Annotated in this window: 2 protein-coding genes; both read right to left on the reverse strand. The window is 74.6% G+C overall.

The window, feature by feature from the left end:
* Positions 1-26: 26 nt before the first annotated feature.
* Positions 27-16,631 carry a type I polyketide synthase gene (locus AB0950_RS19490; RefSeq protein ID WP_366779059.1) on the reverse strand — a complete coding sequence of 5,535 codons (16,605 nt, stop codon included), beginning with the start codon at positions 16,629-16,631 and terminating at the stop codon, positions 27-29.
* A 77-nt stretch (positions 16,632-16,708) separates the two neighbouring features.
* Positions 16,709-25,024 (reverse strand): SDR family NAD(P)-dependent oxidoreductase, encoded by an 8,316-nt coding sequence (locus tag AB0950_RS19495; RefSeq protein WP_366779066.1) that lies wholly within the window; start codon positions 25,022-25,024, stop codon positions 16,709-16,711.
* Between the last annotated feature and the right edge of the window lie 21 nt (positions 25,025-25,045).

Consider the following 25,045-nt stretch of genomic DNA (forward strand, 5'->3'; position numbering starts at 1 on the left):
GACCGGTCCCGTCGCCCGGGCCGGGGTCAGGAGATCCCGAGTTCCTTGTCGATCAGGTCGAACATCTCGTCGTCCGTCGCCGTGTCCAGTACGGAGTCCGTGCCGTCCGTCCCGTCGTCGGCGAGGGGGTCGGCGCCGGTCCACACCGCCAGCAGGTGCCGCAGCCTGGCGGTGATCTCCTGGTGGGCCTCGCCGCCGGCACGGCCCGCCGCGTCGGCCTCGGCGGCCAGGGTCTGCGCCAGCCGGTCCAGTTCGGCGACGACCCCGCTCCCGGCGCGCCCGCCGCCGGGTCCGGTGAGTTCGGCGTCCAGGTACCGGGCGACGTCGGCCGGCGCCGGGTAGTCGAAGACCAGGGTGGCGGGCAGGTGCAGCCCGGTCGCCGCGGCGAGCCGGTTGCGCAGCTCCACGGCGGTCAGCGAGTCGAAGCCCGCCTCGCGGAAGGCGCGGGCCGGGTCGACGGCATCGGCGCGGGCGTGGCCGAGGACCACGGCCGCCTGCTCCCGCACCAGCTCGACGAGCGCGGCGGAACGTGCGGCGGCGTCGAGTCCGGCGAGCCGCCCGCGCAGCGCGTCGGCGTCCGCCCCCGACGCGGCGTCCCGCAGCGCGGCCTCCGCCTCGGGCACACCGGCCAGCAGGGCGGTGGTCCGGCCCGCCGCGAACGCGGGCGCGAACCGGCTCCAGTCGACGCGGGCCACGACCGCGGCCGGGTCGTCCCCGGCGGCGAGCCGTTCCATCGCCACCAGCGCCAGGTCGGGGTCGAGGCCGGTCAGACCGCGGCGGCGCAGGTACTCCTCGATGCCGCCGCCGGCGGCCATGCCGTCCTCCGCCCACGGGCCCCAGGCCACGGAGGTGGCGGGCAGCCCGGCCGCCCGGCGCCGTTCGGCGAGGGTGTCCAGGTAGGCGTTGGCAGCGGCGTAGTTGCCCTGGCCCGGGGAGCCGATCGCACCGGCGAACGACGAGAACAGCACGAACGCCGACAGCTCCCGCTCCCGGGTCAGCTCGTCGAGGTGGCGGGCGGCGACCGCCTTGGCGCGCAGCACCGCGGCGAACCGCTCCGGGGTGAGCGTCTCGATCAGTCCGTCGTCGAGCAGGCCCGCGGTGTGCACGACCGCGTCCACGGGGTGCCGGGCGAGCAGCGCGGCGAGCGCGTCGCGGTCGGCGGCGTCGCAGGCGGCGACCGTCACCCGGGTGCCGCGGGCGGTCAGTTCGTCGCGCAGTTCCGGCGCGCCGGGGGCGTCGAGTCCGCGCCGGCTGATCAGGACGAGGTGCTCGGCGCCGCGGGCGGCGGCCCAGCGGGCGACCCGGGCGCCGAGCGCACCGGTGCCGCCGGTGATCAGCACGGTGCCCGAGGGGCGCCAGCCCGCGCCGAGGCTGCCGGGGGCCGTACGGGTGAGACGGCGTCCGAACACGCCGGTCGCCCGGATCGCCACCTGGTCCTCCCCGGCGCGGCCCGCGAGTACACCGGCCAGCCGGCCGGCCGCGCGCCGGTCGACCACCGGGGGCAGGTCGATCAGGCCGCCCCAGCGGTCCGGTTGCTCCAGCGCCGCGACCCGGCCGAGTCCCCAGACGGCGCCCTGCGCGGGGTCGGGCGCCCGGTCGGACCGGTTGACCGAGACGGCCCCGGTGGTCAGCGCCCACACCGGGGCGGTGATGCCGGTGTCGCCCCAGGCCTGGAGCAGGACGGCGGTGGCGGCGGGCGCGGCCGGGAGGGGATCGTCGGCGGTGCTCCGCGTGCCGGCGCCGGCGTCCTCGGGCTGCCGGTCGGCCAGGGCGAGGAAGGACAGGACGCCTGCGACCGGTTGGCCCCCGGCGGCCTCGGTCAGCCGTGCGGCCAACTCGGCGCGGACGGTGCCGGGTTCCCAGGTGACCGGGACCGGCTCGGCGCCGTTCGCGGCGAGGCCGTCCAGGACCGAGCGGACGAACGGGTCGTCGTACGCCCCGGCGGGCAGGACCGCCGGCCAGCGGCCGGGCAGGGCGCTGCCCGAGACGGTGCCGAGGGGCTTCCAGCCGGCGCCGTACAGCCAGTCGTCGACGCGGGACTGCTCCTGCTGTCCGTGCCACCAGTTCTTCAGGGCGGGCAGCAGTGCGTCGAGCGCGTCCTCGGCCACACCGAGGGAGCCGGCCAGCGCGCGGGCGTCACCGCGTTCCACGGCGGTCCAGAACGCCGAGTCGGCGCGGTCGTCGGCGCCCGGGCCGGTCCGGCCGCCGGGCCTGGCGCCCTCGGGCCAGAACCGCTCGTGGGCGAAGGCGTAGGTGGGCAGGTCGACGACGGTGGCACCGGTGGGCGCGAAGACGGCGTTCCAGTCCACCTGCCCGCCGTGCAGGCGCAGTTCGGCGACGGCCGCGAGCAGACTCGCCGGTTCCGGGCGGTCCTTGCGCAGCAGGGGCGTCAGCAGGTGGCCGTCGCCGTCCAGGCAGCCCTGGGCGAGCGCGGTGAGCGTGCCGTCGGGACCCAGCTCCAGGAACCGGCCCGCGCCCTGCTCGTCCAGCCTGCGCACGGCGTCGGCGAAGCGGACGGGGCGCCGCACGTGTTCCACCCAGTGCTCGGCCGACGTCAGCTCTGCGGCGGTCGCGATCTCGCCGGTCAGCGTGGACACGATCGGGATGCGCGGCTCGGCGCAGGTGAGGCTCGCGGCCACGGCGCGGAACTCCTCGAGGACGGGTTCCATCAGCGGGGAGTGGAAGGCGTGGCTGACGCGCAGCGCGGTCACGCGGCGTCCCTGGGCGCGGAGGTGGGCGGCGATCTCCTCGACGGCCCCGGCCGCGCCGGACACCACCACCGACCGCGGGCCGTTGACCGCGGCGATGCCCACGTCCTCGCCGTCGCCGAGCAGCGGCAGCACCTCGTCCTCGGTCGCCTCGACGGCGGCCATGGCACCGCCCGCCGGGAGGGCCTGCATCAGCCGGCCGCGCGCCACGACGAGCCGGCACGCGTCGGCGAGGGACCAGACCCCGGCGACGTGCGCGGCGGCGATCTCGCCGATGGAGTGCCCGGCGAGCACGTCGGGCCGTACGCCCCAGGACTCCAGCAGCCGGAACAGGGCGACTTCGATGGCGAACAGGGCGGGCTGGGCGTATTCGGTGCGGTTCAGTACGTCCGCGCCCGCACCGTCGCCCTGGCCCTCGGCCTGGCCCTCGGCCTCGCGCTCGCCCTCTCCCTCGCCGAAGACGACCGCCTTGAGGTCGAAGGGCAGTTCGGCGTCCACCGCGTCGAAGGCCTCGGCGAAGACGGGGAACGTCTCGTACAACTCCCGGCCCATACCGGGCCGTTGCGAGCCCTGGCCGGCGAACAGGAACGCGACCCGGCGGCCGGAGCGGTCGGGGGTGCCGAGGAGGACGCCGGGGTGGTGCGCGCCGGCCGCGAGGGCGCGCAGGCCGTGCAGCAGTTCGTCGCGGTCGGCGGCGAGAACCGCCGCGCGGTGCTCCAGCCAGGGGCGGCGCGTGGCGGACAGGCCCAGGTCGGCAAGCCGCAGGCCGGTGTCGCCGTCGACGCGGGCCCACAGCCGTTCGGCCTGCCCGCGCAGGGCCTCCTCGGAGGCGGCGGACAGCAGCACGGGCGTCACGGGCAACTCGCCCGCTTCCACGGGCTGTTCGCCGACCGCCTCTTCGGGGGCCTGCTCGATGACGACGTGGGCGTTGGTGCCGCTGATGCCGAAGGACGACACGCCGGCCCGCCGGGGGCGGTTGTCGGGGCGCGGCCACTCGACGTTCTCGGTGAGCAGGGAGATGTCGCCCGCGGTCCAGTCGATGAAGGGGGACGGCTCGTCGGCGTGCAGGGTGCGCGGCAGCAGCCCGTGTCGCATCGCCATCACCATCTTGATCACACCGCCGACCCCGGCGGCGGCCTGGGTGTGGCCGACGTTCGACTTCAACGAGCCGAGCCACAGCGGCCGTTCGCGGTCCTGGCCGTAGGTGGCGAGGAGCGCCTGCGCCTCGATGGGGTCGCCGAGCGGGGTGCCGGTGCCGTGGGCCTCGACGGCGTCCACGTCGGCGGGCCCGAGCCCGGCGCCGGCGAGCGCCTGCCGGATGACCCGCTCCTGCGAGGGGCCGTTGGGCGCCGTCAGACCGTTCGAGGCACCGTCCTGGTTCACCGCCGAACCGGCGACGACGGCGAGGACGCGGTGCCCGTTGCGGCGGGCGTCGGACAGCCGCTCCAGCACCAGCATGCCGATACCCTCGGACCAGGCGGTGCCGTCGGCTCCCGCGCCGAAGGACTTGCAGCGGCCGTCGGAGGCGAGGCCCCGCTGCTGGCTGAAGTCGACGAACGTGTCCGGGGTGGACATCACCATCACACCGCCGGTGAGCGCGAGGTCGCACTCCCCGGCCCGCAGCGACTGCGCGGCCAGGTGCAGGGTGACCAGGGAGGACGAGCAGGCGGTGTCGACGGTCATCGCCGGGCCCTCCAGGCCGAAGGTGTAGGCGATGCGGCCGGAGTGGACGCTGCTGGTGTTGCCGGTCAGCAGGTACCCGTCGGAGTCGTGCTCTCCCTCGCGCAGGCAGGAGTGGTAGTCCTGCCCCATGACGCCGGCGAACACACCGGTGCGGCTGCCGCGCAGCGCCGTCGGGTCGATCCCGGCCCGCTCGAACACCTCCCAGGACACCTCGAGCAGCAGCCGCTGCTGGGGGTCCATCGCGAGCGCCTCGCGCGGCGAGATCCCGAACAGCCCGGCGTCGAAGGACGCGGCGTCGTACAGGAAGCCGCCGCGGCGGACGTAGGTCTTGCCGAGCCGGCCGGGCTCGGGGTCGTAGAGGGCCTCCAGGTCCCAGCCGCGGTCGGCCGGGAAGTCGCCGATGGCGTCGCCGCCCTCGGTGACGAGCCGCCACAGGTCCTCGGGCGACTCGACTCCGCCGGGGTAGCGGCACGCCATGCCGACGATGACGACCGGGTCGTCGTGGACGCCCCGCAAGGCGGGCAGGGCCTCGCCGCGCGGCCCGGTCGCGTCGTCGGCGAGCGCGGTCAGCAGGTGCCGGGCGAGCGCGGCGGGCGACGGGTGGTCGAAGACGAGGGTGGCGGGCAGCCGCAGCCCGGTGGCCGCGTTGACGCGGTTGCGCAGCTCGACGGAGGTCAGCGAGTCGAAGCCGAGCGCCTTGAACGCCTGGCCGGGCGTCACGTCGGCGGCCGACGCGTGGCCGAGCACCTGCGCCACCAGGTCGCAGACCAGCTCCAGCAGGTACGGCTCGCGCTCCGCGGCGGGCAGGGCCGCCAGCCGCGCCCGCAGCTCGCCGCCGCCGGCGCCGTGCCCGCCGGTGTGCGCGGCCCGCCGGGCCGGGCCGCGCACCAGGCCGCGCAGCAGCGCAGGCACGTCGGGCAGTTCGCGCAGGGTACGGAAGTCCAGGTCGACGGGCAGGAGCAGTGCGCCCGGGCTGTGCCGCAGCACGGCGTCCAGGACGGCCAGGCCGCGGTCGACGGCGAGCGGCCGGACCCCGCCGCGTGCCATACGGCGCAGATCGCCCTCGCTCAGCTCGCCGGTCATGCCCGCGCCGGGCGCCCACGGACCCCAGGCGAGCGACACGGCGGGCAGCCCGCGTGCGCGGCGACGCACGGCGACGGCGTCCAGATAGGCGTTGGCGGCCGCGTAGTTGGCCTGCCCGGCGCCGCCGAACGTGCCGGAGACCGACGAGAACAGCACGAACGCGGCCAGGTCCCGTTCGCGGGTGAGCGCGTCGAGGTGGTCGGCGCCGTCCGCCTTGGGACGCAGCACCGTCCGCAGCCGCTCCTCGGTGAGGGAGGCCAGCACACCGTCGTCGAGGACGCCCGCCGTGTGGACGACACCGGTCAGCGGCCGGTCCTCGGGAATCGCCGCGAGCAGCGCCTCCAGCGCCGCACGGTCGGCCACGTCACAGGCGGCGACGGTCACCTCGGCGCCCAGTCCGGTCAGCTCCGCGACAAGTTCGGCGGCACCGGGCGCGTCGGGGCCGCGCCGGCCGACGAGGAGCAGGTGGCGCACCCCGTGCTCGGTGACCAGACGCCGGGCGACGAGCGCGCCCAGGCCGCCGGTGCCGCCGGTGACGAGGACGGTGCCGGCGGCGAGGCGGGTGGTGGGGTTGGGGGTGGAGTCCGCGCCGGGGTTACCGCTCGGGTCTGGGTCCGTGTCGGTGCCTGTGGGGGAGAGTGCGGTCAGGGGCTCTGCGACCAGCCGAGGGGCGAGCACTGTGCCCTCGCGCAGGGCGAGTTCGGTCTCCTCGGTGGCGGTGGCGGGCCGGGTGAGGAGGGCGACGAGCGCGTCACGGGACTCGGGGGCGCCGTCCAGGTCGGCCAGGGCGAGGCGGCCGGGGTTCTCGGTCCGGGCCGCGCGCACCAGGCCCCACAGGGCGGCCAGCGCCGGGTCCGGCTCTTCCTGCGCGTCGGCCGCCACCGCGCCGCGGGTGACGACGACGAGCCGGGTGTCGGTGAACTCGTCGGCCGCCAGCCATTCCTGTACGAAGGCGAGCGCGTCGGCGGTGACGGCGTGGGCGGCGCCGACGGCGGGCCCCGCCGGGTCGGTCGTCGCGGGGCGCGCCCAGGGCAGCAGGACCGTGCGGGGCGCGGGGTCGCCGTCGTGGACGGCCCGCGTCAGCTCGGACCAGGTGCGGGCCGCGAACGTGCCGGCCAGGGCGGCGGTCCCCGCGTAGTCCTCGCCGGCGCGGTCCGTGAGGACGACGGTGGCACCCGCGTTCGGTGCTGTGTCCTCGTCGGCGGTCCGGGCCGCAAGCGGCACCGGTATCCACTCGATGCGGTACGTGCCGGAGGGAGCCGTCGAGGCCTGAGCGGCCGTCAGGTCGTCGGACGGGACCTCGCGCAGGGCCAGGGATTCCACGGCGGCGACCGCGCCTCCGGCCGGGTCGGCCAGCTGGAGGGCGACCGCGTCGGTTCCGGCCGGGGCGATCCGTACGCGCAGGGCGCGCGCACCGGAGGCGTACAGCGACAGCCCGTTCCAGGCGAACGGCAGCCGTCCGGCGCCTCCCGCCTCGCCGAGGGGACCGAACAGGACGGCGTGCAGGGCGGAGTCCAGCAGGGCGGGGTGGACCGCGCACCGGCCGGCGAGCGTCTCGTGCCCCTCCGGCAGGGCGACCTCGGCGAACACCTCGTCGCCGCGCCGCCACACCGCGCGCAGCCCCTGGAAGACGGGACCGTACGTCAGTCCCGTCGCCGTCAGCCGCTCGTACGCCTCGTCGACGGGCCGGGCCTCGGCGCCCGCCGGCGGCCACTGAACGAGGTCGAAGCCCGGCTCGTCGACGACCGGTGCCGGAGCGAGGACGCCGTCGGCGTGCAGGGTCCAGGGCGTGTCGTCGGGGGCCTCGTCCGGGCGCGAGTGCACCTCCACCGTGCGCCGGCCCGACGCGTCCGCGACACCGACGGTGACCTGGAGGCGGACGGTGCCCTGCTCCGGTATCACGAGCGGCACGGCGATCGTCAGGTCCTCGACCCTGTCGCAGCCGACCTCGGCGCCGGCCCGCAGCGCCAGTTCCGCCCAGCCGGTGCCGGGGAAGACCACCGCGCCCAGGACGGCGTGGTCGCGCAGCCACGGGTGGGAGCGCAGCGAGAGCCGTCCGGTGAGGACCGTCCCGCCGCCCGCGAGGGCGACGGCGGCGCCGAGCAGCGGGTGCCCGGCCGCCCCGAGCCCGGCCGCGGCCAGGTCGCCGGGGCGCTGAGCGGCCGAGGGCCAGAACCGCCGCCGCTGGAAGGCGTACGTCGGCAGCTCCACCGGGCGTGCCCCCGTGCCGGCGAACAGCGTCCGCCAGTCCACGTCACCGCCGTGCGTGAACAGCGCGGCGACGGCAGCCAGCAGCGCCGGCGCCTCCGGCCGGTCCTTGCGCAGCGCGGGGGCCAGCACGGCGGTCGAGGTGTCGTCCAGGGTGGCCTGCGCGAGGGCGGTGAGGGTGCCGTCGGGACCGAGTTCGAGGTAGCGCGTCACATTCTGCTCGGCGAGGGTGCGTACGGCGTCGGCGTAGCGGACGGTCCGGCGGACGTGGCCGACCCAGTACTCCGGGGACATCAGTTCCTCGGCGTGCACCGTCTCACCAGTGACCGTGGAGACGAGGGGCACCTCCGGCCGCCCGTACGCCAGGCTCTCGGCGACCTTGCGGAAGTCGGCGAGCATCGGCTCCATCAACGGCGAGTGGAACGCGTGGCTGACGCGCAGTGCCGTCACCTTGCGGTCCTGCTCCCGGAAGTGCGCCGCGACCTCTTCGACGGCCTCGGCGGTGCCGGCGATCACCACCGCCTGCGGGCCGTTGACCGCGGCCAGGCCCACGCGCACGTCGTCGAGGAACGGCCGGACCTCGTCCTCCGACGCCTGCAGCGCCACCATCGCGCCACCCGCCGGGAGGGCCTGCATCAGCCGCCCGCGCGCCACCACCAGACGGCAGGCGTCGGACAGCGACCACACACCGGAGACATGCGCCGCCGCTATCTCCCCGATGGAGTGACCGGCCAGCACGTCCGGGCGTACGCCCCAGGACTCCAGCAGCCGGAACAGGGCGACTTCGAAGGCGAACAGGGCGGGCTGGGCGTACTCCGTGCGGTTCAGCGCCGCTGCGTCCTCGCCGAAGACGACCGCCTTCAGGTCGAAGGGCAGTTCCGCGCCGACCGCGTCGAAGGCCTCCGCGAACATTGGGTACGTCTCGTACAACTCCCGGCCCATACTGAGCCGTTGCGAACCCTGACCGGCGAAGAGCAGGGCTGTCTTACCGGTCCGGGCATCGGCGCCCTGAACGAGGCCCGCTGCCGTCTTGCCGTGGGCCAAGGCGTTCAGGCCGGCGAGCAGTTCGTCCCGGTCGGCGGCGAGGACGACGGCGCGGTGCTCCAGCACCGTGCGCGTGGTGACGGACGCCAGGCCGATGTCGGCCACGCGGACGTCGTTCCCGGCGGAACTCTCCAGCCAGCTCCGCAGTCGCTCCGCCTGAGCACGCACGGCCGAGCCACCGGCGCCCGACAGGATCACCGGGACGAGGGCGGGGGCGGCCTCGGGATCGGCAGTCGCGGACTCGGGGGTCTCCGCAGGCGTGTCGGGGGCTTCTTCGAGGATGACGTGGGCGTTGGTGCCGCTGATACCGAACGAGGACACACCCGCCCGGCGCGGATGGTCACTCTCGGGCCATGCCCGCTCCTCGGTGAGAAGCGCGATGTCACCGGCCGTCCAGTCCACATGTGATGAGGGCTCGTCCACGTGCAGCGTGCGAGGCAGCACGCCGTGCCGCATCGCCATCACCATCTTGATCACACCGCCCACACCGGCAGCGGCCTGGGCGTGGCCGATGTTCGACTTCAAGGAGCCGAGAAGCAGCGGCCGTTCACGGTCCTGACCGTAGGTGGCGAGGAGCGCCTGTGCCTCGATCGGGTCACCCAGCGGGGTGCCCGTACCGTGGGCCTCGACGGCATCGACCTCGGCGGGCTTCAGTCCGGCGCCGGCGAGTGCCTGGCGGATGACCCGCTGCTGAGAGGGACCGTTCGGCGCCGTCAGACCGTTCGACGCACCGTCCTGATTCACCGCCGACCCGGCGACGACGGCCAGCACACGATGACCATTACGGCGGGCATCCGACAGCCGCTCCACCAGCAGCAGACCCACGCCCTCCGACCACGCCGTGCCGTCCGCGCCGTCCGAGAACGCCTTGCACCGGCCGTCCGACGCCAGCCCCCGCTGCCGCGAGAACTCCACGAACATTTCGGGACCGGCCATCACCGTCACACCACCGGCCAGCGCCAGATCACACTCCCCCGCCCGCAGCGCCTGCACCGCCAGGTGCAGGGCGACCAGCGAGGACGAGCACGCCGTGTCGACCGTGACCGCAGGACCCTCGAAACCGAAGGTGTACGCGATACGACCGGACGCCACGCTGCCGGTGGAACCGGTGAGGAGGTAGCCGTCCGAGTCGTGCTCACCCGCGCGCATGAACGAGCCGTAGTCCTGTGTGATCGCGCCGGCGAAGACGCCCGTGCGGGAGCCGCGCAGGCTCGCCGGATCGATACCGGCCCGCTCGAACACCTCCCACGACGTCTCCAGCAGCAGCCGCTGCTGGGGGTCCATCGCCAGCGCCTCACGCGGAGAGATTCCGAACAGCGCGGCGTCGAACTCGGCAGCGTCGTAGAGGAATCCGCCCTCGCGGACGTACGTGTGTCCCGCCCGGCCAGGCTCGGGGTCGTAGAGAGCGTCCAGGTCCCAGCCCCGGTCACCTGGGAACGCGCCGATCGCGTCACCGCCCTCGCTCACCAGCCGCCACAGGTCCTCCGGCGAACCGACCCCACCCGGGAAACGGCACGCCATACCGACGATGACGACAGGATCGTCACCCACGCCCACCGGCGCGGGCAGCGCGGAGGCGGAGGGCTCCCTGTCGTCCTGGCCGTCGGACAGCTGCGACAGGAGGTGACGGGCGAGCACGGCGGGGGTCGGATAGTCGAAGACCAGGGTGGCGGACAGCCGCATACCCGTGGCGCCGTTGACGCGGTTGCGCAGTTCGACGGAGGTCAGCGAGTCGAAGCCGAGGGCCTTGAAGGGCTGGTCCGCGTCCACGTCGGCGGCGGACGTGTAGCCCAGGACGGAGGCGACCTGGCCGCACACGAGGTCCCGCAGGAACTTCTCACGCTCCCCCACGGGCAGCCCCGCGACACGCTGCCGCAGATCGGCGGTCCCCCCGACGGCGGCCTGAGTCTCCACGGCTCGGCGCGCCGGCGTACGGACGAGCCCGCGCAGCAGGGTGGGGACGTCCTGCCGACGCTTGCGCAGAGCGGCGACATCGAGGTCGACCGGGAGCACGGCAGCCCGTTCGAGCGCCGCGCCGGACTCCAGCGCGGCGTCGAACAGGGTGAGAGCGTCGTCGGGTTCGAGCGGCTGCATGCCCTCGCGGGCCATGCGGCGCAGGTCGGCCTCGGAGAGTTCCGCTGTCATGCCGGCGCCGGGTGACCAGGGGCCCCAGGCGAGCGCGGTGGCGGGCAGGCCGGCTGCGCGCCGCACACCGGCGAGGGCGTCCAGGAAGGCGTTGGCCGCCGCGTAGTTGGCCTGACCCGCGCTGCCGAAGGTACCGGCGACGGAGGAGAAGACGACGAACGCGGCCAGGTCCGCGTTACGGGTCAGCTCGTGCAGGTGGGTCACGGCGTCGATCTTGGGCCGCAGGACGCGGGCCAGCCGGTCGGGGGTGAGGGCGGAGACCACGCCGTCGTCCAGGACACCGGCCGTGTGGACAACAGCGGTCAGCGGGTGCTCGGCCGGGATCATGTCGAGGGCGGCGGACAACTCGTCGCGGTCGGCCACGTCTACGGCGGCCACCTCAACCCGAGCACCCAACTCACCGAGTGCCGAGATGAGTTTGGCGGCGCCGGGCGCCTCGAGGCCACGCCGGCTGGCCAGCAGCAGGTGCCGTACGCCGTGCTCGGTGACCAGGTGCCGGGCGACCAGTGCGCCCAGACCGCCCGTGCCGCCGGTCACCAGGACCGTGCCTTGCGGGTCGAGCGGCGCGGGAACCGTGAGGACCACCTTGCCGACATGGCGGGCCTGCGACAGGTGGCGGAAGGCGTCCGGGGCGCGGCGCACGTCCCAGCAGGTGACCGGAAGCGGCTTCAGTGCACCCGCCTCGAACAGCTCCACCAGGTCGGCCAGCATCTGCCCGATCCGGTCGGGACCGGCGTCCCAGAGGTCGAACGCCCGGTAGATCACGCCCGGATGCTCGTGCCCGACCACTTCCGCGTCGCGGATGTCGGTCTTGCCCATCTCCAGGAAGCGACCACCACGAGGCAGCAACCGCAGCGAGGCATCCACGAACTCGCCGGCCAGCGAATCCAGGACCACATCCATACCCCGGCCGTCCGTCACGGCCAGGAACGCCGCCTCGAAGTCAGTGTCACGTGACGAGGCGATGTGCCGGTCGTCCAGACCAGCCGCCCGCAGCGTGCCCCACTTGCCCGTGCTCGCGGTACCGAACACCTCGGCACCCAGATGGCGGGCCAGCTGCGTCGCCGCCATACCGACACCACCGGCTGCCGCGTGCACCAGGATCCGCTCGCCCTCGCGCAGCGCACCGAGGTCGTTCAGCGCGTAGTAGGCGGTGAGGAACACGATCGGGGTGGAAGCCGCCTGCGCGAACGTCCAGCCCGCCGGAATCCGGGCGATCGTCCGCGCATCCGCGACCGCCACCGGCCCGAACGCGCCCGAGAACATGCCGAACACCCGGTCACCGACGGCCAGTTCGGTCACCCCGGGACCGACCTCGGTCACCACACCCGCGCCTTCGAGACCGAAGTCCTTGGCGTCACCGGGATACATGCCGAGCGCGTTGAGCACATCACGGAAGTTGACGCCGGCCGCGCGAACGGCGATCCGAACCTGCCCCTCCCCCAGCTCCGACCGCGCGTCGACAGGCGTGAGAGCAAGCCCCTCCAGCGTGCCCTTCTCGACGATGTCCAGCCGCCACGACGACTCCCCCACCGGCGGCGTGAGAACGCTTGTCGACGCACGGCCCAGCCGAGGCACGTACACAGCCCCACCGCGCACCGCCAACTCCGGCTCACCCGAAGCCAACGCCCCCGCGACGACCGCCCACGACTCCTCCGCACCGTCCACGTCCAGCAGCACGAACCGCCCCGGAGCCTCCGCCCGCGCCGCACGCACCAGACCCCACACCGCGGCCTGAGCCGGGTCGGGGTCCTCCTCACCGATCGCGACGGCACCCTCGGTCACGACCACCAACCGAGCGCCCTCGAACCGCTCCTCCGCCAGCCACTCACGGACCAGGCCGAGTACGTCCGCGGTGAGCGCGTGTGCCGCCTCTGCGTCGTCGCCGGCCGGGTGTTCGACGCGGATGAGGAGGTCACCGGTGACCTCCTCATCGGGTCCGGGGAGTGCGGTGCGGGGCTGGGCCGGTGCCGGGCCCACGTTGGCGGGGATCTTCGCCCAGTCGATCTGGAAGAGGTTGTGCTGCCGGCCGGCGTCGGTCGCGGTCAGGGCGCCGGAAGCCTCCCGCAGCGTCAGCGACTCGACACCTGCGACGAACTCACCGGCCGCGTCGGCGAGTTCGAGGGTGACCGTGTCGGTACCCACCGGGGCCAGCCGCACGCGCAGTTCCCGCGCTCCCGATGCCCACAGCGACACCCCGGCCCACGAGAACGGCAACCGGGCCCGGCCGTCACCGAACACCGGTGAGAACAGCGCCGCGTGCAGCGCGGCGTCCAGCAACGCCGGATGCAGACCGAACCGTCCCGCGGCCGTCTCCTGCTCCTCGGGCAGGGCGACCTCGGCGAAGACCTCATCACCGCGCCGCCAGACGCTCCGCAGGCCGCGGAACACCGGCCCGTACGACAGACCCAGTCCCGCGAAACGCTCGTACACCTCCTCGACGGGCTCCGCGACCGCCTCCTGCGGTGGCCACACGGCGAAGTCGTAGGCACCGCTGAATCGGTGGGCTGCATCGGTGTCGAGGATGCCCGTGGCGTGCAGGGTCCAGGGGTCGGTGTCGAGGGCGTCTTCGGCGCGGGAGTGGATCTCCAGCGGGCGCCGGCCGGAGTCGTCCGCCGCGCCGACCCGTACCTGAACCCGCACACCACCGCGCTCAGGCAGCACCAGCGGCGCCGCGATCGTCAGCTCCTCCACCCGGTCGCAGCCCGCCGACTCACCGGCCCGCAACGCCAGCTCCAGAAAGCCGGTCCCTGGGAACACCACCGAACCGGCCACCACATGGTCACGCAGCCACTCCTGCGCCCCCGGCGCCAGACGGCCCGTCAGCAGCACCTCACCGTCACCACCGGCCAGTTCCACCGCCGCACCCAGCAACGGGTGCTCCGCCGAACCCAGACCCACCGCTCGCAGGTCGCCGGGGGTGGAGCCGGTGTCCCGGGACCAGAAGCGGCGGCGCTGGAACGCGTAGGTCGGCAGGTCCAGCGGTTCCTGTCCGGCCGTTGCGGTGCCGTCCTGGGGGAACGCCGTGTCCCACGCCACGGGGAGGCCGGTGACGAAGAGCTGGGCGAGGGCGGTGAGCAGGCTCTCCGGTTCGGGGCGGTCGTGGCGCAGGGCGGTCGCGAAGATCTCGGTGCCGCCGTCCAGGCAGTCCTGGGCGAGGGCGGTCAGCCGGCCGTCGGGGCCCAGTTCCAGGAAGCGGCCGGCCTTGCGTTCGGCCAGGGCGCGGACGCCGTCGGCGAAGCGGACCGGGCGCCGTACGTGCTGAACCCAGTAGTCGGGGGAGGTCAGTTCTTCGGGGGTGGCGGGGCGTCCGGTGACGTTGGAGACGACGGGGATGCGCGGCCTGGCATAGGTGAGGCTCTCTGCCACGGCCCGGAAGCCGGCGAGCATCGGCTCCATCAACGGCGAGTGGAACGCGTGGCTGACACGCAGAGCCGTCACCTTGCGGTTCTGCGCCCGGAAGTGCCCGGCCGCCTCCTCCACCGCGCCGGCCTCACCCGACACCACCACTGCCTGAGGGCCGTTGACCGCGGCCAGGCCCACGCGCACGTCATCGAGGAACGGCCGTACCTCGTCCTCCGACGCCTGCAGCGCCACCATCGCACCACCCGGCGGCAGCGCCTGCATCAGACGGCCGCGCGCGACCACCAGGCGGCAGGCGTCGGACAGCGACCAAACCCCGGCGACGTGTGCCGCGGCGATCTCACCGATCGAGTGACCGGCCAGCACGTCCGGGCGGACGCCCCAGGACTCCAGCAGCCGGAACAAGGCCACTTCGAGGGCGAACAGGGCCGGCTGGGCGTACTCCGTGCGGTTCAGCGCCTCTACGTCCTCGCCGAAGACGACCGCCTTGAGGTCGAAGGGGAGTTCCGCGCCGACCGCGTCGAAGGCCTCCGCGAACACCGGGTACGTGGCGTACAACTCGCGGCCCATGCCGAGGCGTTGTGAGCCCTGGCCGGTGAAGAGGACCGCGAGGCGGCCGCCGGGGCGGACGTTGCCGGTGACGGTGTGCGGGTGGGGTGTGCCGGAGGCGAGCGCGGTGAGGGCGGTGCGCAGGTCGTCGTGGGTGCGGCCGGTGAGGACGGCACGGTGCTCGAAGAGGCTGCGGGTGGTGGCGAGGGCGTGGCCGACGCGGGCCGGGTGCTGGCCGGGGTGGGCATCGAGGTGGGCGAGCAGTCGGGCGGCCTGCGCCGTGAGGGCGGCGCGGCTGCGGGCGGAGATCACCCAGGGGAGCGGCGCGTCGGGGGCGGCAGGACGCGTGCGGCCGGTCGCCGCAGCGGCGACGGGTCCGTCGGTCGCCGCGGACCCGGTCGCCGTGGCCCCGGCCGTCGTGACTCCGGTGGCCGTCGTCTCGTCCCGCTCCTGCCCGGCCGGAGCAGGTGGTTCCTCCACGATCAGGTGGGCGTTGGTGCCGCTGATGCCGAAGGAGGAGACGGCCGCGCGGCGGGGGCGGTCGTCCTGGCGGGGCCAGGGCTGGGCCGTGGTGAGCAGGCGCAGGTCGGCGGCGGCCCAGTCGATGTGCGGGGACGGCTCGTCGGCGTGCAGCGTGCGGGGCAGCAGGCCGTGGCGCATGGCCAGGACCATCTTGATGATGCCGGCGACACCGGCGGCGGCCTGGGTGTGGCCGATGTTGGACTTCACCGAGCCAAGCCACAGGGGGCGTTCGCGGTCCTGGCCGTAGGTGGCGAGCAGGGCCTCGGCCTCGATGGGGTCGCCGAGGGGGGTGCCGGTGCCGTGGGCCTCGATGGCGTCGACGTCGCCGGGGGTGAGCGCGGCGTCGGAGAGGGCGGCGCGGATGACGCGCTCCTGGGCGGGGCCGTTGGGGGCGGTGAGGCCGTTGGAGGCGCCGTCCTGGTTGACGGCGCTGCCCCGGATCACGGCGAGGACGGGGTGGCCGTGGCGGCGGGCGTCGGAGAGACGCTCCAGCAGGAGCATGCCGACGCCCTCGGCGGGGCCGAAGCCGTTGGCGCCGGCGGAGAACGCCTTGCAGCGGCCGTCGGCGGCAAGGGCCCGTTGCCGGCCGAAGTCGACGAACATCTCGGGGCCGGACATGACGGTCACGCCGCCGCCGAGGGCGAGGTCGCACTCGCCGGCGCGCAGGGACCGTACGGCGAGGTGGAGCGCGACCAGGGAGGAGGAGCAGGCGGTGTCGACGGTGACCGCGGGGCCCTCCAGGCCGAAGGAGTAGGCGATGCGGCCGGAGGCGACGCTGATGGTGCTGCCGGTGAGGAGGTGTCCGCCGAGTTCGGCCTGGGCGCTGCGGGAACGCGGCAGGTAGTCCTGGGCGATGGCGCCGATGAAGACGCCGGTGCGGGAACCGCGCAGGGAGGCGGGGACGATCCCGGCGCGTTCGACGGTCTCCCAGGAGGTCTCCAGGAGGAGCCGCTGCTGCGGGTCCATGGCCTGGGCCTCGCGCGGGGAGATCTCGAAGAACTCGGCGTCGAACAGGGGCGCTTCGTGGAGGAAGCCGCCCTCGCGGACGTAGGAGGTGCCGGGCCGGTCGGGGTCCGGGTCGTACAGGGCCTCCAGGTCCCAGCCGCGGTCGGTGGGGAACGGGGTGACGGCGTCGGTGCCGGACGCGAGGAGCCGCCACATCGCCTCGGGGGTGTCGGCGCCGTCGGGGAAGCGGCAGCCCATCGCCACGATGGCCACGGGCTCGTGCCGCTGGTCCTCGATGTCCTGCAGACGCTTGCGTGTCTGACGAAGGTCGGCCGTGACCAGCTTGAGGTAGTCCCGCAGCTTCTCTTCGTTGCTCGCCATTCGTTGCCACTTCCTAGGAGGAGCCCCGAGGGGTCCACAGACGTCGGGTCCTGATCGGTCCGGGGTCGGTATCGGGGTCAGGAAATGCCCAGCTCTTTGTTGATGAGGTCGAACATCTCGTCGTCCGTCGCGGACTCGAGTCCGGTGCCGGCCGTGGGGGTCGTGCCGCCGGTGCCGCCGGTCCACCGGGCCAGCAGCTCCCGGAGGCGTGCGGTCACCTTCTCGTTCAGTCCGTCGTCGGCGGGGGTGCCGGTGCCGTCGGGTGTGCCGCCGGGGGCGCGCTCGCCCCTGGTGTCCACCGCGTCTACGGCCTCCATGGCGTCCATGGCGTCCATGGCGGACTCCAGTCGGTCGAGTTCGGCGAGGAGGAGGTCCGCGGGCCGCTGCGCGGGCTCCTCCTGCGGGGCGCACTGCTGCAGCAGGTACCGGGCGAGCACCGCGGGGGTCGGGTAGCTGAAGATCAGCGTGGCCCGCAGGGTGAGTCCGGTGGCCGTACCGAGCCGGTTGCGCATCTCGACCGCGGTGAGCGAGTCGAAGCCGAGCGACTTGAACGGCCGGTCGGCGTCGACCGCGTCGGGGTCGGAGTGGCCGAGGACCGCGGCGGTGTGGGTGCGCACCAGGTCCAGCGCGGCCCGTTCGCGTTCCTCCGCGGGCAGCTGCCGCAGCTGCTCGGTGAACGACACGGTGGGCGCGTCGGCGCCGGTGGCATCCTGGCTGCCGCCCGCCGTGGCGGCGGGCGCGGCGGCCCGCCGGACGGGGGTGCGGGCCAGCGCCTTGAGCAGCGCGGGTGGTTCGGTGCCGCGGCGGGCGAGGGCCGCCAGGTCGAGCCGGGTGGGCAGCAGCAGCGCCTGGTCGGCGGCGAGCGCCGCGTCGAACAGGGCGAGGCCCTCGTCGGCGGGCAGCGGCGCCAGCCCCATACGGCCGATGCGGCGGACGTCGGCCGCGCCGAGCGTGCCGGCCATGCCGGCGTCGGTGTCCCACAGGCCCCAGGCGAGGGACAGTGCGGGCAGGCCCTGCGCCCTGCGGTGGTGGGCGAGGCCGTCGAGGAAGGCGTTGGCGGCGGCGTAGTTCGCCTGGCCCGGGCTGCCGAAAGTGGCGGCCACGGAGGAGAACAGGACGAACGCCGACAGGTCGCTGTCGCGGGTGAGTTCGTGCAGGTTCCACGCGGCCTGTGCCTTCGGCCGCAGCACCCGGTCCACGCGCTCGGGGGTCAGCCCGTCCAGGATGCCGTCGTCGAGGACGCCGGCCGCGTGGACGACCGCGGTGAGCGGGTGCCGTTCGGGGATCGCGGCGAGCAGCCGGGCCAGGGCGTCGCGGTCGGCGGTGTCGCAGGCGGCGACGGTGACCTCGGCGCCGAGCCCGGTCAGTTCGTCGGTGAGTTCCCGGGCGCCGGGGGCGCCGGGGCCGCTGCGGCTGGTCAGCAGCAGGTGCCGTACGCCGTGTTCGGTCACCAGGTGCCGGGCGAGGAGCGCGCCGAGCGTGCCGGTGCCGCCGGTGATCAGGACGGTGCCGGTGCGCTCCGTTTCCGGTGTCGCGGGTACGTCGTCCGGGTGGGCCGGGCGGGTGAGGTCCACCGGTACGTCGGGCACGGTGAGCACGATCTTGCCGGTGTGCCGGGCCTGGCTGAGGTACCGGAACGCCTCCGGGGCCCGGCGCACGTCCCAGGTGGTCACCGGGAGCGGACGCAGCGCCCGCTGTTCGAACAGGCCGAGTACGGCGGCGAGCATCTTCGCGGTGTGTCCGGGGTCGACGTCGCGCAGGTCGAACGCCTGGTACGCCACACCGGGGTGGTCGGCGGCGACCACGCCCGGGTCGCGCAGGTCGGTCTTGCCCATCTCGACGAACCGTCCGCCGCGCGGCAGCAGCCGCAGGGAGGCGTCGACCAGTTCCCGGGCGAGGGAGTTGAGGACGACGTCCACGCCACGACCGCCGGTCACCGCGAGGAACTTCTCCTCGAACCCGGTGTCGCGCGACGAGGCGATGTGGTCGTCGTCCAGCCCCATCGCGCGCAGCGTCGGCCACTTGGCGGGCGCGGCGGTCGCGAAGACCTCGGCGCCCAGGTGCCGGGCGAGCTGTACGGCGGCCATGCCGACGCCGCCGGTGCCGGCGTGGATCAGCACGGACTCGCCGGTCCGCAGGTCGGCGAGGTCCACCAGGCCGTGGTAGGCGCTGAGGAAGACGATGGGCGCCGCCGCAGCCTGAGTGAAGGACCAGTCGTCGGGCACGCGGGCCAGCAGCCGGTGGTCGGTGACGGCGACGGGGCCGTACCCGCCGGAGAACAGTCCGAGCACACGGTCGCCGGCGGCGAGCCCGGTGACGCCCGGTCCGGTCTCCAGGACCACACCGGCGCCCTCACGGCCGGGCACCTCGCGGTCGAGCATGCCCAGGCAGACCAGCACGTCGCGGAAGTTGACACCGGTGGCGCGCATCGCCACCCGCACCTGGCCCGGAGCGAGCGGTCCGCCGACCTCGGGACAGGCGACGAGGGCAAGGCTGTCGAGGGTGCCGGGCGTGGTGACGTCCAGCCGCCACAGGGGCTCACCGGGCGGCGGCAGCAGGCTGCCTCCCGGACCGGCCGGGGCCAGCCGCGGCGCGTACACGGTGGCACCGCGCACGGCGAGTTGCGGTTCCCCGGTGGCGAGGGCGGCGGTGACGATTCCGGCCGGGCCGGCCGCCACCGCGCCGGGCGTGCCGTGTTCCCCGGCGGGGGTGGGCGAGGCGGCTACGGAGGAACCGGCGCTCCCGGAGTCGTAGCCGGGCAGCGGCAGGTCGAGCAGGGTCAGGCGACCGGGATGCTCCGACTGGGCCGAGCGCAGGAGTCCCCACAGGGAGGCGGCGACCGGGTCGACGGGGGCGCCGTCTCCCTCGGCGGGCACGGCACCGCGCGTCACGATCACGAGCCGGGCGCCGGCGAAGCGGTCGTCGGCCAGCCAGCTCTGCACCAGGGCGAGGGTGTTGTGCAGGGCGGTGCGGGTGGTCTCTACGGTGGGGGCTTCGGTGGTGCCTGGGCTGGGGGCCGTGGTGGATTCGGCGGTGTTCAGGCCGTGGGCCGTGGTGTCCGAGCCGGCGGCCGTGGTGGCTCCGGTGGTGCCCGAGCTGGGGGCCGTGGTGTCTTCGGTGGTACCCGGGCCGTCGCCCGTGGTGGCCCGAGTGGTGTCCGAGCCGGGGGACGGGGCGGCACCGGCGGTGGCCGGGCTGGGGGCCGGAAGGCGGGTGCCGTCGGTGCCGGGCGTCGACGTGTCCGCGTGCCGGGTTTCTCCTCCGCACGTGACGAGCACCGACTGCGGCAGCGCGGTGCCCTCGTCCATGGCCGCGGCGAGCGCCGCGAGGTCGGGGTAGTGGCCGACCGCCGTGCTCGTGAGCCCGTCGATGCGCGGGCCGACGACGGCCCAGCGGGCGTCGCGGTCCGCCTGCGCGTCGGACGGCACGGGCAGCGCGGTCCAGTCCAGCCGGAACAGCGCCTCCCCGACTCCGGTGCGGGCGCCCCGCGCCGGGGCCAGGGCCTCGGGGCTGAGCTCCCGCAGGGTGAGCGCGTCGACGCGGGCGACGAGCCGGCCCTCGGTGTCCACGAGGGTCAGCGCGAGCGTGTCCTCGTCGACGGGCGTGAGCCGGACCCGTACGGCGGCGGCGCCCACCGCGGCCAGGGTGACCCCGCTCCAGGCGAAAGGCAGCCGTACCGCACCGGTGCCGTCGGCACCGGTGCGCCCGGCGGCGAGCCAGGCGTGCAGAGCGGCGTCCAGCAGGGCGGGGTGCAGTCCGTGCCGTGCGGCCTCGGCCTGCTGGTCGGCGGTCAGCCGGACGTCGGCGTGGATGTCGTCGCCGTCCCGCCAGACGGCGCGCAGACCCTGGAAGACGGGGCCGTAGGTGTAACCGTCGTCCGCGAGACGCTCGTAGAAGCCGTCCAGCGGGATGCGGTCGCCGTCAGTGGAGGGGCCGTCGGCCCAATCGGCCTTCGCGTGCGCCTCGTCCGTGGCGTCCGTGCCGTCGTCGAGGAGGCCGGTGGCGTGTCGCACCCAGCTGTCGGGGGCCGCGTCCGGCGTGTCGGCCTGGGAGTGGATCGACACGGTCCGCCGTCCCGACTCCTCCGCCGCGCCGACGGAGACCTGGACGCGGACACCGCCGTTCTCCGGGAGGACCAGCGGCGCCTCCAGGGTGAGGTCGGCGACGCGTGCGCAGCCGACGTGGCGGGCGGCCTGCAGGGCCAGTTCGAGGAAGCCCGTGCCGGGAAAGAGGACCGCGCCCGCGACGGCGTGGTCGCGCAGCCACGGCTGGGCCGTGAGCGACAGCCGGCCGGTGAGCAGGGCGCCCGTGCCCTCGGCGAGCGTGACCTCCGCGCCGAGCAGCGGGTGCCCGGACGCGGTGAGTCCGAGTCCGGTCGCGTCACCGGGCGCGGCGGCGGGGGTCGCGGGCCAGAAGTGCTGCCGCTGGAAGGGGTACGTGGGCAGTGCGGTCGGGCGGGCGCCGGTCCCGGCGAACAGGGCGGACCAGCGCAGCGCGGTACCGCGGGTGTGGAGGGCGGCGACGGCCGTGAGCAGGGCGCCGGTCTCGGCGCGGTCCTTGCGCAGCGCGGGCACGTGCAGCGCCTGCGCGGCCGGGTCGGCGCCCGCCTCGGCGCGCACCAGCGCGGTGAGCGTGCCGTCGGGGCCCAACTCCAGCCAGACGGCGGCGCCTTCTGCCGCGACCCGGCGGACTCCGTCGGCGAAGCGCACGGTGTGCCGGACGTGCCGCACCCAGTACTCGGGCGACATCAGGTCGTCCGCGTCGGCGAGGTCGCCGGTGAGCGCGGAGACGATCGTCAGCCGGGGCCGGTCGTAGGTGAGGGTCTCGGCTACGGCCCGGAAGTCGGCGAGCATCGGTTCCATCAGCGGCGAGTGGAAGGCGTGGCTGACGCGCAGCGCGGTGGCCTTGCGGTCCTGGGCGCGGAAGTGCGCGGCGATCTCCTCCACGGCCTCGGCGGTGCCGGCGACGACCGTCGCCTCGGCGCCGTTGAGGGCGGCGATGCCGGCCTCGGCCTCACGGCCGGCGAGCAGCGGCAGGACCTCTTCCTCGGACGCCTGGAGCGAGACCATCGCCCCGCCGACGGGGAGGGCCTGCATCAGCCGGCCGCGCGCGGCGACGAGCCGGCAGGCGTCCGCCAGCGACCACACCCCGGCCACATGCGCGGCGGCCAGCTCACCGATGGAGTGCCCCAGCAGCACGTCCGGGCGCACACCCCAGGACTCCAGCAGCCGGAAAAGGGCCACTTCGAAGGCGAAGAGGGCGGGCTGGGCGTACTCGGTGCGGTTCAGTACGTCCGCGTCGTCACCGAAGACGACCGCCTTGAGATCGAAGGGGAGTTCGGTGTCGACCGCGTCGAAGGCCTCGGCGAAGACGGGGAAGGTCTCGTACAACTCCCGGCCCATGCCGAGCCGTTGCGAGCCCTGACCCGCGAAGAGGAACGCCGTACGGCCGCTGCCGGCCGCCGCCGTGCCGGTGACGACGTGCCCCGGCGTCTCCTGCTGGGCGACGGCCCGGAGGCCGCTCAGGGCCTGCTCCCGGTCCGCGGCGAGCACGACCGCGCGGTGCTCCAGCGCGGACCGGGTCGTCGCAAGGGAGAGCCCGACGTCCTGCGGGGACAGCGCCGGGTCGGACGACAGGAACTCCGCCAGCCGCTCCGCCTGGGCGCGCAGGGCCGCGGGTTCGGCGGCGGAGAGGGGCAGCAGGACGGTCCGGCTGCGGCCGTCGGCCTCGACGGACAGGTCGCCGTCGGCCGTCGTCGCCCCGGGGGCTGTTCGGGGGGCTTCTTCGAGGATGACGTGGGCGTTGGTGCCGCTGATACCGAACGACGAGACACCGGCCCGGCGCGGACGGTCACTCTCCGGCCATGCCCGCTCCTCCGTCAGGAGCGCGATGTCACCGGCCGTCCAGTCCACGTGCGAGGATGGCTCGTCCACGTGCAGCGTGCGCGGCAGCACACCGTGCCGCATCGCCATCACCATCTTGATCACACCGCCCACACCGGCGGCGGCCTGGGCGTGGCCGATGTTCGACTTCAACGAGCCGAGGAACAGCGGCCGTTCACGGTCCTGACCGTAGGTGGCGAGGAGTGCCTGGGCCTCGATGGGGTCGCCGAGGGGGGTGCCGGTGCCGTGGGCCTCGACAGCGTCGACGTCGGCGGGCTTGAGTCCGGCGCCGGCGAGTGCCTGGCGGATGACCCGCTGCTGCGAGGGACCGTTCGGAGCGGTCAGTCCGTTGGAGGCGCCGTCCTGGTTCACTGCGGACCCGGCGACGACGGCCAGCACACGGTGACCGTTGCGGCGCGCGTCGGACAGCCGCTCCACCAGCAGCAGGCCCACGCCTTCGGACCACGCCGTACCGTCCGCGCCGTCCGAGAACGCCTTGCACCGGCCGTCCGACGCCAGCCCCCGCTGCCGCGAGAACTCCAGGAAGGTCTCCGGAGTGGACATGACGGTCACACCGCCGGCCAGGGCGAGGTCGCATTCGCCGGAGCGCAGGGCCTGTGCCGCCAGGTGCAGGGCGACCAGCGAGGAGGAGCACGCCGTGTCGACCGTCACCGCAGGACCCTCGAAACCGAAGGTGTACGCGATACGACCCGAGGCGACGCTGCCGGTGTTGCCGGTCATGAGGTAGCCGCCGGAGTCGTGTTCGCCGGTGCGGAGGAAGGAGCCGTAGTCCTGCGCCATGGCACCGGCGAAGACACCGGTGCGGGAGCCACGCAGGCTCGCCGGATCGATACCGGCCCGCTCGAAGACCTCCCACGAGGTCTCCAGCAGCAGCCGCTGCTGCGGGTCCATCGCCAGCGCTTCACGCGGTGAGATCCCGAACAGCGTGGCGTCAAAGGACGCGGCGTCGTAGAGGAATCCGCCCTGGCGGACGTAGGTACGGCCCGGTGTGCCCGGCTCCGGGTCGTAGAGGGCGTCCAGGTTCCAGCCGCGGTCGGCCGGGAACGCGCCGATGGCGTCACCGCCCTCGCTCACCAGCCGCCACAGGTCCTCGGGCGAACCGACCCCGCCCGGGAAACGGCACGCCATACCGACGATGACCACCGGATCGTCACCCACGCCGGCCGCGACGGGCAGCGCCGTAGCGGAACCGGTCTCGGCGGAACCGTCGTCGTCCACCAGCTCGGACAGGATGAGGCGGGCCACTTCGGCTGGGGTGGGGTGGTCGAAGACCACAGTGGCGGGCAGCCGCATACCGGTGGCGGTGTTGAGGCGGTTGCGCAGTTCCACCGACGTGAGGGAGTCGAAGCCGAGGTCCTTGAAGGTCTGCTCCGCCTCCACCTGGTGCGTGGAGCCGTGGCCCAGGACAGTGGCGGCCTGCGTCGACACGAAGTCCCTCAGGAACCGCTCCCGGTCGACTGCGGGCAGCGCCAGCAGCCGCTCCCGCAGGTCGGTGCCGCCCCGTCCTTCCACGTGCTCGGCCTTGCGGCGGCCCCGCGCACGGACGAGGGCACGCAGCAGCGCCGGAACGTCCTCGGGGGTACGGCGGCGGAGCGCCGCGAGGTCCAGGTCGACCGGCAGGACGACGGCCCGATCCAGGCCGCCGCCCAGCTCCATCGCCGCGTCCAGGAGCCCGAGGCCCTGTTCGGGGGCGAGCGGGAGCATGCCGGCCCGCGCAAGACGCCGCAGGTCGGCCTCGGAGAGTTCCGTTGTCATGCCGGCGCCGGGTGCCCAGGGACCCCAAGCCAGGGATGTCGCGGGCAGACCGGCCGTGCGGCGGGTGGCGGCGAAGCCGTCGAGGAAGGCGTTGGCCGCCGCGTAGTTGGCCTGGCCCGCGCCACCGAAGGTGCCGGTGACAGAGGAGAAGACGACGAACGCGGCCAGGTCCGCATCGCGGGTCAACTCGTGCAGGTGGGTCACGGCGTCGGCCTTCGGTCGCAGGACGCGGGCCAGCCGATCGGGGGTGAGGGCGGAGATCACGCCGTCGTCCAGGACACCGGCGGCGTGGACGACCGCGGTCAGGGGGTGCTCGGTGGGGATCGCGCCGAGGGCGGTAGAGAGCTGGTCGCGGTCGGTCACGTCTACGGCGACGACCTCAACCTTCGCCCCCAACTTGCCTAGCTGGGCGACTAGTTCGGCGGCGCCGGGCGCGTCGAGGCCACGCCGGCTGGCCAGCAGCAGGTGCCGTACGCCGTGCTCGGTGACCAGGTGCCGAGCGACCAGCGCGCCCAGACCGCCCGTGCCGCCGGTCACCAGAACCGTGCCCTGCGGGTCGAGCGGCGCCGGGACCGTCAGCACCACCTTGCCGACATGGCGCGCCTGCGACAGGTAGCGGAAGGCATCCGGCGCGCGGCGCACGTCCCAGCACGTGACCGGCAGCGGCTTCAGCGCACCCGCCTCGAACAGCTCCACCAGATCGGTGAGCATCTGCCCGATCCGCTCGGGCGCCACGTCCATCAGGTCGAACGCCTG

Origin of the sequence: Streptomyces sp. NPDC007189 (genome assembly GCF_040703635.1) — a bacterium.
In the GTDB taxonomy this organism is placed as follows: Bacteria; Actinomycetota; Actinomycetes; order Streptomycetales; family Streptomycetaceae; genus Streptomyces.